The sequence below is a fragment of the Brenneria goodwinii genome (assembly GCF_002291445.1).
In the GTDB taxonomy this organism is placed as follows: domain Bacteria; phylum Pseudomonadota; class Gammaproteobacteria; order Enterobacterales; family Enterobacteriaceae; genus Brenneria; species Brenneria goodwinii.
Window position 1 is genome coordinate 2,370,689 of sequence record NZ_CP014137.1, and the last position, 11,805, is coordinate 2,382,493.

The 11,805-nt window shown below is 58.9% G+C and carries 10 protein-coding genes; 8 read left to right on the top strand and 2 right to left on the bottom strand.

Annotation, left to right across the window (positions count from 1 at the left end; all coding sequences use genetic code 11):
- Positions 1–295: 295 nt before the first annotated feature.
- Positions 296–1,189, bottom strand: a complete 894-nt coding sequence (locus ACN28R_RS10650; protein WP_095834378.1) for a LysR substrate-binding domain-containing protein — start codon at positions 1,187–1,189, stop codon at positions 296–298.
- Between the two features lie 171 nt (positions 1,190–1,360).
- On the opposite strand from ACN28R_RS10650, the gene ACN28R_RS10655 reads away from it, so the two are divergent.
- From ACN28R_RS10655 to ACN28R_RS10690, 8 genes are all read left to right on the top strand, one after another.
- A complete protein-coding gene (locus tag ACN28R_RS10655) occupies positions 1,361–1,906 on the top strand; it encodes a sugar ABC transporter (protein ID WP_095834379.1) in 546 nt (181 codons plus the stop codon).
- Positions 1,907–2,055: 149 nt separating this feature from the next.
- Positions 2,056–2,943 (top strand): MBL fold metallo-hydrolase, encoded by an 888-nt coding sequence (locus tag ACN28R_RS10660; RefSeq protein WP_095834380.1) that lies wholly within the window; start codon positions 2,056–2,058, stop codon positions 2,941–2,943.
- 283 nt (positions 2,944–3,226) lie between these two features.
- Positions 3,227–4,030, top strand: a complete 804-nt coding sequence (locus ACN28R_RS10665; RefSeq protein ID WP_183092116.1) for an ATP-binding cassette domain-containing protein — start codon at positions 3,227–3,229, stop codon at positions 4,028–4,030.
- On the top strand, positions 4,027–4,869 hold the full coding sequence (locus ACN28R_RS10670) for an ABC transporter ATP-binding protein (RefSeq protein ID WP_048639432.1): 843 nt from the start codon (positions 4,027–4,029) through the stop codon (positions 4,867–4,869). Before ACN28R_RS10665 ends, ACN28R_RS10670 begins: the two co-directional genes overlap by 4 nt.
- A 64-nt stretch (positions 4,870–4,933) precedes the next feature.
- Positions 4,934–6,181 (top strand): MDR family MFS transporter, encoded by a 1,248-nt coding sequence (locus tag ACN28R_RS10675; protein ID WP_095835780.1) that lies wholly within the window; start codon positions 4,934–4,936, stop codon positions 6,179–6,181.
- A gap of 9 nt (positions 6,182–6,190) precedes the next feature.
- Complete coding sequence (locus ACN28R_RS10680; RefSeq protein ID WP_095834381.1) at positions 6,191–7,705, top strand: ABC transporter substrate-binding protein; 1,515 nt, start codon at positions 6,191–6,193, stop codon at positions 7,703–7,705.
- Positions 7,706–7,738: 33 nt separating this feature from the next.
- Entirely contained in the window at positions 7,739–9,517 is a 1,779-nt protein-coding gene (locus tag ACN28R_RS10685; protein WP_095834382.1) for an ABC transporter permease subunit, read from the top strand.
- A gap of 294 nt (positions 9,518–9,811) precedes the next feature.
- The gene (locus ACN28R_RS10690; protein WP_095834383.1) at positions 9,812–11,272 is read left to right on the top strand and encodes an AMP nucleosidase; all 1,461 of its coding nucleotides are present in this window, start codon (positions 9,812–9,814) and stop codon (positions 11,270–11,272) included.
- 88 nt (positions 11,273–11,360) lie between these two features.
- Here ACN28R_RS10690 and dksA read toward each other — a convergent pair whose 3' ends face one another.
- Complete coding sequence (gene dksA, locus ACN28R_RS10695) at positions 11,361–11,783, bottom strand: RNA polymerase-binding protein DksA (protein WP_048639437.1); 423 nt, start codon at positions 11,781–11,783, stop codon at positions 11,361–11,363.
- Positions 11,784–11,805: the final 22 nt, after the last annotated feature.

An 11,805-nucleotide genomic window follows, 5' to 3' on the forward strand; every position in this document is an offset into this window, starting at 1 on the left:
AGCGCTCCGGTTCCGAAGGCACCGCGCAGCGGCATAATTTAGCCGCAAGCCGGGGTTCATAGGGGGCTGGCGTTTGAGCCCCCTATGTCGGGCGCGTGCTGCGAGGCAGCATGAAAATAGCGGCATTGTGGCGCACGAAACTATCTCCAAGTCCGCATAAAAATGTGACTAAGAGACAGTGACAAGGGGGAGGCAGGGAGGGGGTCGTGGTCCTAACCCTTGCCAAAGGCAGGTTTGACCGAGACAGACACTTGCTCACCGTCGAGGTGCGAGGGTGCCTTACATTGGTTGAGGATCAAGGGTTTGACGACCGCGCTTCCTTAAGAAGCCAGTTGGCAAAAATCTGTAGCGGACCGTCGCTTAATTGGATGGGTCCCGGCAGGATAAGGCAGAAAGTTTTGGAGATCGACTCGCCATCAGGCCAAGGCGCAACCAAACGGCCTTCCGCCAGTTCGGCCTCGACATAGAGACGTGGCACAAGTGCGACGCCGAGGCCGGCCAACGCCGCTTCGATTTGCATGGAGTGAAGATCGTAACGGGCGCCCGTCGCAGGATTGGTCAGCGCGATCCCGATTTCCTGCGCATAGCGCTGCCAGGCGTCCGGGTTCTGGCGTCGATGCAGGCGCGGCAGTTCATCCAACGATAGCGCGCCTTTAGCTCTATCGAGAAGCGCTGGATGGCAAACCGGAACCAACGTCTCGTGCAGCAGCCGGTGCGTTCTCATTCCTGTCCATGCGGGATGCTCGAAATGGATCGCGGCATCGAAACCGCTGCCGGCAAGCACAAAAGGCTCCATCCGTTCGGCAAGATGCACGATGATATTCGGATGCATTTCACGAAACCGCGCCAAGCGGGGAATGAGCCAGCGCATAGCAAAGGTCGGGATGGTGGCGATGTCGAGGCTCGCGCCGCCGCTGGGCTGCCCCATCAGATATTGACTGTCGCGCTCCAGCCGGTCGAGAGACTCACGAACCTGAACCGCATAACGCTCGCCATTCGGCAACAGCCGAACTCGATTACCAACCCGTTCGAACAGCATGACGCCGAGAAAAGCCTCCAGCCGGCCTATCTGACGGCTGATCGCGCCTTCGGTCAGGGCCAGTTCGTCGGCAGCGCGAGCGAAGCTGCCATGACGAGCGGACGCCTCGAACGCCATGAGTGCGGAATTGCTGGGAATCTTGCGGCGCATGAGCGGCCCCCGACATGATGGTTCGGCATTCGATGCGCCGTTACCTTGACATTAGATCACTGAAGCATGATCCAATGTCGATTTATAGACGGATAGCGGCAGCTTACCATGAGAAAATATCAATGAGAAACAAGACCGGGAAGTGCCGTGTTTGCGATTGGAGGGGGTATGATGATCTATACGGTAGAATGCAGCTTTGCCGATCCAGGCAGCGAAGCGGAATGGAACGACTTTTACAGTTGGGACAAATTGCCAGCCCTCATTTCGGTGAACGGTTTTCATACCTCGCAGCGTTTCAAGGCGGTGAGTCGCGGCTGCCCCGTCTATCTCGCCATCCATTCGATTGACGGCCTCGCTGTTCTGACGGGTGAGGAGTATCGCCAAAAGGGCGGCGGCAATTTCGCACGTTGGCAACCGCATATCACCGATTGGCACCGAAACCTCTACGACGGCGTCGAGCGAGCGCCAGCCATTGGCGAGGGCGAATATCTGGCGTTGAGCGCAACAGGCCCCGAACCGCTGATCCGGTTGGGCCTCACCCCATACGCGCTGCACGCGGTCGCCATGGAAAAATTCCCAGAATACCGCTGGTTCGCCAAGGTGGACCGCGCCATGGCGCCTGACATCGAGCAACTGCCGGAAGATGTCCAGGTCTATGCGCCGATGACGAAACAATTAACGAGTGGCGACAATACCGCCGCAGCAAAGGCAAGGTAGGCTCGTATGCCGAATGTCACGATCTTCATCCCCGCAGACAGGATGCCGCCATAAGACGCCATACCAACCTCACCGCGCGTACCCGTTGCTTTGGTTATGACGCATCGAGCATCCACGCGCGAAATTAAGCGAATGTCTGGAGAAAAACGATGTCTAGTCTTGCATTTCCCTGTCAACAGGTTGGTGACTTAACAATTACCGCGGTCAGCGATGGCTATCTCCACGCCAGCCTCGACATCCTCTCGAATATCGATCCGGCCGATGCCTCCCGGATGCAAGAGAGTGCGGGGATACAGGATCATACCGCGATCCATATCAACTGCTACCTGGTGCGTGGAGGCGGCCGCACGATCCTGATCGATGCTGGAGCGGGCGGCGTCAAGCAATGGGGCGGTCGATTGACGACCAATCTGTCGCTGGCTGGCGTCCAGCCTTCCGAGATCGACGCGATTCTGTTGACTCATGCCCACCCCGATCATGTCGGAGGGCTAACGGACGCTTCAGGAGAAGCCGTCTTCCCGAATGCCGAGCTTATCGCCCACCGTCGGGAAATCGCGTTCTGGCAGGACGACGGCAATCTGAGCCGCGCGCCCGAGCGTGCCCGTGGTAACTTCCTCATGGCGCGTCAGGCATTCGACGGCTATCGCGACAGACTGCGCGCCTTCGATGCCGGAGAGGTGCTTCCCGGCGTGACTGCGGTTCCGCTTCCGGGCCACACGGCCGGGCACACCGGCTATCGTCTCGAATCCGGCGGGCAAAACCTGCTGGTCTGGGGAGATATCGTCCATTTCCCCCAGATTCAGATTCCGCGCCCAAATGTATCGATTGCCTTCGATCAGGATGCGCATCTAGCCGCCGCGACACGATCGAGACTGCTGGACCTCGCCAGTTCGGAGCGATTGCCGATCGCCGGTATGCATTTGGGTGAACTCGGTTTCGCTCAAATCGAACGAACAGTTTCAGGTTACCGTATTGCTTACGATATAGCCCCCTGCGGGAGCGGCGGCGGAATAACGCCGGATAAAACAGAGGGTTAACATAATTCCCTCCCCGCCCCAACCCTTCCCTTGCCAGGGGCTGTCTCTTATGTCACATTTTTATGCAGATACAGAGACAGTTTCGTGCGCCACAATACCGCCATTTTCATGCGACCTCGTCGCACGCGCCCGACCCAGGGGTGAGGAAGTAAACCGGGCGCGTTAATTGTTCGCGCTTGCGCTGATGAAACCGCCGCGGCAGCAAAACATTTCCTTTGCATTACCTCGTTGCATTTTGTTATGTTATTACATAACAAGACATCACAAATGTAGCGCAGCAATAATGATCAACAGCAGCAAACCGGCGGAAACTCTGTTGGAGGTGGATAACCTTAGCCTGTCCATAGGTACGGAGTGCAAAATCAGCGATCTTACTTTCAACCTGCGCGCCGGGGAGAAAGTGTGTCTGATCGGCGCATCCGGCTCCGGTAAATCGTTAACCGCCAAAATGATTATCGGCACGCCGCCGGCAGGCTGCCGAATCAGCGGGCAAATCCGGGTAAACGGGGAAAATGTGACGCATTTGAGCGCGCTCGCCCGACCGGCCTCCTCACGCGTGTCCGCTATTTTTCAGGACTCCGCCACGGCGCTGAATCCACTAATGACGCTCGGCAAACAACTGGCGCTGGCATTGGGCGTATCGTCGCAGGATGAGCTTGGCATGCTGCTGGATGACATGGGGCTGGGCGATATCGCCAATCTGCCGCGTCGCTATCCATCGGAACTGTCCGGCGGACAACGCCAGCGTATTTGCATCGCGCTGGCGCTGCTGAGCCGAACCCGTTTACTGGTTGCCGATGAACCCACGACCGCGCTGGATGTCATTACCCAACAGCAGGTTTTACAGGTTTTGCAGGCCAGATGCGCGCAGCCGTCGGCCCCGGCGCTGCTGTTTATTACGCATGATATCGCCGTGGCGGCGCAGCTTTGCCAGCGTGGGCTGGTGATGGAACAAGGCCGGCTGGTTGAATCCGGCAGCATGCGGCAGTTGCTGAACGCGCCGCAACATCCCTATACACGCAGTCTGATCAAGGCGGCCCGTCACGCCGATATGTCATTGGCCACCGTCGGAGAACTTGCCGGATGAGTCGCCATCTTCACGCCGTTTCAACGCCGTTTTTGCACATGGCGAACGTGAGCCGCCACCGTCGCTCACCGCGTTTCCCGTGGCAAAAAGCCGATCCCGCCAGCGCGATTTTCCGCGATCTGTCGCTGAGTCTGCAACGCCATGAACGCGTTGGTCTGGTCGGCGTATCCGGCTGCGGCAAATCCACGCTGCTGAAAACGCTGCTGGCGTTGGACACGCCGGACAGCGGCACGATACACTGCGACGGCCAATTGGTGCGGCCCGGCTCCGTACGTTCACTGCTGTGGTACCGCCGCCGCGTACAGTACATTCCGCAAGATCCGGTCGGTTCTCTGGATCCGCGCCAGCCGGTCTGCGCGTTGATTGCCGAACCGTTAAAGCGCCTGAGAAGCGGCGAAAATATTTCGTCATGCGTCCGGGACGCCATGGATCAGGTGGGGCTGAGCGCCAGCTTATCGACAAGACCTGCCGGTCTGCTGTCGGGCGGGCAGGCCCAGCGAGTGGCGATAGCCCGCGCGCTGGTGGCGCGTCCTGATTTTTTACTGGCTGACGAACCCATCAGCGGGCTGGATTTACCGCTGCGCGAACAAATAAAAGCCCTGCTACAGCAGGTGACGTTACAAAATAATATGGGATTACTGATGGTGTCGCACGACATCTCAATGATCGCCGGTTTGTGCGAACGTATGCTGGTCATGGACGATGGACGCATTATCGAAGATCGCCCGACGGCCGATGTGCTGGCATCGCCATTGCATACGCATACTCACCGGTTATTAGCGGCAATCCCCTCTTTAACGACGCCATTTCACACCACCGCTAACCGTGCGGCGGTGTGAAAATGAAAGGCATATACCCGATAGATTTTCAAATGAAGGGTATTTTGAATTAATGGATGATTCTATGTCAGACCTCGCTAACAGCCGCGTACTGCGGCCTTACCCGCCGTTATTACTGGGCAGCCAGCTTGTTTTCAATATTGGCTTTTATGCCGTCGTACCCTTTCTGGCCATCTTCCTGCGTGACGACATGCTGCTGTCCGGCTGGACGATTGGTCTGGTCATCGGCTTAAGAACCTTTTCGCAACAGGGGATGTTTTTGGTCGGCGGCGCGCTGGCCGACCGCTTTGGCGCGCGCGGCATTATTCTGTGCGGCTGCGTGGTGCGCATTGCCGGCTATCTGTTATTGGCGCTGTCGGATTCGCTGTGGCCGATCATCCTGGGCGCCTGCCTGACCGGCGTGGGGGGCGCGCTGTTCTCGCCGTCTATTGAGGCGCTGATGGCGCAGGCCGGAAGCTACAGTGAGAAACAGGGAAAACGCAGCCGTTCGGAATGGTTCGCGCTGTTTGCCATCTGCGGCGAGCTGGGCGCCGTACTGGGGCCGCTGCTCGGCTCGATGCTGGCCGGATACGGTTTTCAACGGGTTGCCCTGGCGGGTTCGCTGGTGTTTTTGCTGGCGCTGTTCGTACTGTTTTTCAGTCTGCCCGCCACGCCCCGCAATCAGTCAACCCTGCGCATCGCCCCCTGGTGGCAGACTTTCCGCCAGCGGCGTTTTGTGGCGTTCATCATTGCCTATAGCGCCTACCTGTTCAGTTATAACCAACTCTATCTGGCCCTGCCGGTGGAGTTGCATCGTGCCGGCGGCAGTGAAAAAGATCTCGGCCCGCTGTTTGTACTGGCATCGCTGATGGTGATCGCTCTGCAACTGCCGCTGGCGCGGTTCGCCCGCCGTCTTGGCGCGGCCCGCATGCTGCCGCTGGGATTTGCCCTGCTGTCGGCCTCTTTTGTCAGCGTGGCGCTGTTTGCGCCCATGACGCCGGCGGAAGGCTGGCTACGATTGCTGCCGGCGATCTCCCTGATCACTTTATTGACGCTGGGGCAAATGCTCATTGTTCCCGTCGGCATGGATCTTGTTCCCCATTTTGCCAATAACCACAATCTGGGCGCGCACTATGGCGCATTGGCGTCTATGGGGGGCGTGGCGGTGCTGGCGGGCAATTTCTTGCTCGGCGGCCAGCTTGACTACGCGCTGACGCCCTCGCCGCAGGCCGCTATCCCCTGGCTGATGCTGGCTGCCGTTCCGCTTTGCAGCGCATTGGCGATGGTGCTGATTTGCCGCCCGTTTAAACACACTCTCCCTTTGAACCAATAGGACCGCCCCATGAATATTCGCCCCTTATGGCCGATTTCCGGTCTGTTTTGCGCTACCCTGCTCCTTTCCGGCTGCTTCAACGAACCCGAGGAAACGCAGGCCGCTGATAGCGGCAGCCGTCTGAAACTGGCTATGCTGCAACCGCCGCGATCCGGGCTGACGCCGCTCAGCGATGATGCGTTCAAACTGTCGCGCTGGAGCACGGCGGAGACGCTGGTCGTGCTGGATGAACTCGGTGAAGCCCAACCGGCGCTGGCCGCCCGCTGGCAGCAAATCGACGACAAAACCTGGCGTTTTGAATTGCGCCCGAACGTTCATTTCCATGACGGCGCCGCGCTGACCGCGGCAACGGTGGTCAATGCGCTCACGGTCGCCTCGACCGCCGCGCCGAAACCGCGCATCCTCGACGGTGTTCAGATGAGCGTCGCGGCGAATGGCGATAACGCCGTCATCGTATCAACCGCCACTCCCGATCCCTTGATCCCTCAGCGGCTTTCCAGCCCGCAGTTGGCGATTCTATCTGCCGGCGCCTATGGCGCAGATGGCGTAGTCAACCCGCAAAACACCGGCAGCGGCCCCTTTGTGCTGCGCAGTGTGAACGGCACCAGCGGCGCCACGCTGGACAGATTCGACGGCTATTGGGGCGAGAAGGCCCAGGCCAGCGGAATCGATGTCAGTTTCGTGCCGGATGGTACGGCACGCGCCGCCGCATTGCGCACCGGAGCGGCGGATATCGTTGAGGCCATTCCGGTATCGCAGGCGCCATTGCTGGATCAAAAACTGGTGCATGAAGTGCCGATGCCGCGTACCAATACGCTTTACCTCAATACTCGTCAGGGGCCGATGACAGATCCGGCGCTGCGCGCGGCGGTGCGTAACGCGATAGATCGCCAGCAACTGGTGGATAACGTTTATGAAAAACGCGCAGACGTCGCGCAGGGATTGCTTGGTCCAGCGTTGCCGTGGGCCGCTCAGTTGCGTCAACCGGTCGCCGACCCGGTACGGGCCGCGTCACCCAATGGTACGAGCATTACGCTGGCCACCTTCAGCGATCGCGCTGAATTGCCCGAAGTGGCGGTCTATCTGGCGCAACAGCTCACCGCCGCCGGTTTTACGGTAAAACAGGTGGTGCGCGAATACGCCCAGATTGAATCCGATGCGCTGGCCGGCAAATTCGACGCCTTTATTTTATCCCGCGCCACGGTGCTGGATTCCGGCGATCCCGTCGCCTATCTCTACAGTGATTTCTCCTGCGAAGGCTCTTTCAATATTTCCCAGCTCTGCCGCCCGGAAATCGATCGGGCATTGCAACAGGCGGCCGCCATTCCGGCGGGCGATGAACGCCGTCAGGCAATTATGCGGGCGGAAAATCTGATTTTAGCCAGCGACGCCGCCATCCCGATGCTGCACGAACGCGTTATTCAGGGAGAAAGCGCGCAGGTGGCCGATGCGCTGCGCGATCCGCGCGAACGTACCCTGATCGACAGCGCCACCCGCATCGCTCCGAACAAAAAAGAGCAATGAGGCGTGAATGGCCGTAACGAGTGAAACCTTGTCATGAGTGAAACCTTATATTGCCGCACCTGCGCCGGGATCGGCCGCGCCAGGCCGCCCCGCTATGGGGTGTTGATCCCGCTTTTTTCCCGCCTGCTGACGCTGGCGGCGATTATCGCGCTGATAGGCATCCTGCCATGGCTGTCGGGACAGGATCCGGCGCTGGCTTTGCTGCGCGCCCGTTCAAGCGAACAGGAGGCGACGGCGGAAACGCTGAATGCCATACGCCAGTCGCTGGGGTTGGACCAGGGACCGTTGCAGCTGCTGGCGAACTGGCTTAGCGGCTTACTGCGCGGCGATGCGGGAAATTCATGGGTATCGGGCCGTCCGGTCTTACCGGGCATGTTGCAGGCGGCGGGCGTATCGCTGACCCTGATGGCATCCGCCGCGCTGGTCGCCTTTTCGCTGGCGGCGCTGCTGTGCGCCAATACATTCCGACAGGGGTTACACGGTCAAATACGCCGCTCAAGCGGCCTCCTGGCGGCCATGTTTACGGCGCTGCCGGAGTTCCTGCTGGCGTCGTTTCTGCTGATTGTCGGGGCGGTGTGGCTGCAATGGTTCCCGCCCTACGGCTGGAACGGGCTGCACTATGCGGTATTGCCATCACTGGCGTTGGGCATTCCCGCCGGCGGCTACCTCGGGCGCATTATCGCCGATGCGCTGTCGGCCACCTTCAGCGAAAGCTGGCTGACCACATGGAGCGTTGCGGGCATCAGCCGCCGACACATCGCGTTGGCGGTATTGCAACGCACATTGCCGGGCGTAATGCCGCTGGTGGGACTGGTCTTAGTCTCTCTAACGGGCGGCGCCATTGCGGTGGAAAAAGTTTTCGCCATACCGGGCCTTGGCCGGGCGACGCTGGGCGCGGCGGCGGCGCAGGATCTCCCGGCGTTGCAGGCGGGCGTACTGATTTTACTGGTTATCGCGTCGATTGCCGGTATGGCCGCCGGCGGTGTGCGGCTGCTGATACTTGGCCGCGCGCTGAACAATGGCGCGATGCCGGTGCCGGAAGAGAACCAGATGACGGTATCGCGCTATGCCATCTGGCTGCCAATACTCTGTCTGCTGCTGTTAGCGGTATTGCTGATCGCCGGGCTACCGCGGGATCCCTATACGTCCGCATTCTTACGTTTACAATCGCCCTCTTTTACGCTGCCGTTTGGCGCGGATGCCATGGGACGCGACCTGCTGGCGCGCGTCGCTCACGGCACGCTGAATACCTGCATTCTGGCGTTGGCGGTTTCGCTGGCCTGCCTGGCGATTGGGCTGCTTATCGGTCTGTTCCCGCGTCTGTTTATCGGCCCGGTGGAAGTGACCAACGCCCTGCCCCCGGTGATTGCCGGTCTGCTGGTGGCGGCAATCAATGGCCCGACAGCCACGGGGGCTGCGTTGGCGGTGACCGCCGTCAGTTGGGCGCCGCTGGCGGCGCATACCGCGGCATTGGTGTCGGAAATCGGCGCGCGCCCCTACATCCGCATGTTGCCGGTAATCGGTGTCGGGCCCGTACGCCGCAGTCTGTTTTACGTCTTGCCCGCGCTGATTGGGCCACTATTCCGTCATGCCATGCTGCGGTTGCCGGGCATCGCGCTGGCGCTGGCTTCGCTGGGATTTTTGGGATTGGGCGCGTCGCCGCCAACGCCGGAGTGGGGCCGCGTACTGGCGGAAGGCATGCCGTATATCGAGCGGGCCTTCTGGAGCGTACTGGCGCCCGCCGCCGCATTGAGCATTTTGTCGATACTGGCGGTCAGCGCCGCCAACCTGTCCGGCCGGCCCAAGCGTTAGTCCGTTGCTATGGGTTTAAGGGGCGAAACGACGGGTAAGGATAATCATTACGCTGGCAAGTTCGCCCCAAGCACAAAGGACAACGCTTTAGCCTCTGCCAGCAATAATTGCTGACTGGCCGCATCCTCGGGATAGGAAAGATCGCTAAAAATAAAAGCTATGGCACTATCTTATTTAGTGAAACCTGCGCTATCGGGGGGAAGCCGCGCCGCTGCGGCCGGAGGACGAAGGGTATATACTCACTTTCAGTTCGCCACACGGTTGAAGAATTGAAAACCAATGAGAGGAGAGAATATGCATAACAACGGATCCAGCGCAAACCTCACGACCGCTGAGGCGCTTGATAAACTGGAAGCGTTGTACGACAACGCGGTTTCAGCACTGCGTGATGCAATTGGGGATTTTATCAACCACGGTAAATTACCCGATGTGAAGGCGCGCGCCGAGGGGCTTTTCGCCTATCCTGAACTGCGCGTCGAATGGGACGGCGAATCGACGGGCCACCCTAAGCATCGGGCCTATGGCCGCTTTACCCGGCCGGGTCACTACTCCACCACCATCACCCGCCCCGAGTTTTTCCGCCACTATCTGGAAGATCAGTTAAGTCTGCTGGAAGAGGAATATGCGGCCAGCATCGAAGTTGTTCCCTCGCAGCAGGAGATCCCCTTCCCTTACGTGTTGGATGGATCAGACCTTATCCTCGATCGTTCAATGAGCGCCGGGATCGCCAAACATTTCCCCACCACCGAGTTATCGAAAATTGGCGATGAAACCGCAGACGGGTTATTTCACGCCACCACCACCTCTCCGCTGTCGCATTTCGACGCGCTGAGAACCGATTTTTCTTTGGCGCGGCTACGGCACTATACCGGTACGGCGGTCGAACATTTTCAGCCTTTTATTCTTTTTACCAACTATACCCGCTACGTGGATGAATTCGTGCTCTGGGCCTGTAAGCAGATTGCGGACCCGGATAGCCCCTATGAAGCGCTTGCCTGCGCAGGCGACATCCTTATCACCGGGACGACCCCCGAACCGGAGCAAACCGTTTCCGACCTTACCTGGAAAAAACATCAGATGCCGGCTTACCATCTGATTTCACGCAATGGCAAAGGGATTACGCTGGTCAATATCGGCGTTGGACCGTCCAACGCCAAAACCATCTGCGATCATCTCGCCGTACTGCGCCCCCACGCCTGGTTGATGATCGGACACTGCGGCGGCCTGCGTGAAAGCCAGTCTATCGGCGATTACGTGTTGGCTCACGCTTACCTGCGTGACGACCACGTTCTGGATTCGGTACTGCCGCCTGATATCCCCATTCCGAGTATCGCCGAAGTCCAGCGCGCGCTTTATGACGCCACCAAGATGGTAAGCGGCATGCCCGGCGAGGAAGTGAAACAGCGCCTGCGTACCGGTACCGTGGTCACTACCGACGATCGTAACTGGGAACTGAGGTATTCGGCCTCCGCATTACGCTTTAACCTCAGCCGGGCGGTCGCCGTGGATATGGAAAGCGCGACCATCGCCGCGCAGGGTTACCGTTTCCGGGTGCCTTACGGCACGCTGCTGTGCGTTTCGGACAAACCATTGCACGGTGAAATCAAGCTGCCCGGTCAGGCCAACCGCTTCTATGAGGGCGCCATTTCGGAGCATCTGCAAATCGGCATCTGCGCGATCGATCTGCTGCGCGCAGAGGGCGACCGACTGCATTCACGCAAACTGCGCACGTTCAACGAACCGCCTTTCCGCTAAACAAAAAGGCGATAAACCCGAAAGTTTACCGCCTCAGCCGTTCATCGTATGGACTCAAGCCGGATGGGCATATCTCTGCCCAATCCGGCTATTGTTTCCGATTGTGTAATTCTTTAATCTCCTGTGTTTCTTTGGCATCGATGCTCAATTCCGCCGTGGGCCTTAACAGCAGGCGGCGCAGCCCTATCGGCTCGCCGGTTTCAAGGCAATAGCCATAATCTCCGCTGCGAATGCGCTGTAAAGCCGAATCAATTTTAGGCAACAGACGGCTTTCACGATCGATCTGGCGAAATAACATTCTCAATTCTTCTTCACGTGTCGCCTTATCGCCGTCGTCGCCATTCTGTTCGCTGAATTGAATGCGCGCTTTCAGCTCATCAATGTGGTTGAGCAGGCTAATGCGTTCGTCGGTGAGTCGCTTTTTAAAAAACTCCAGCTGTTTCTGGTTCATATAATCTTCCGACGACATAGCCAGAATTTCCGCTTCTTCTTTTAGAATTAATTTGGGCATCGTTGCCTCCAGAAAATATTGC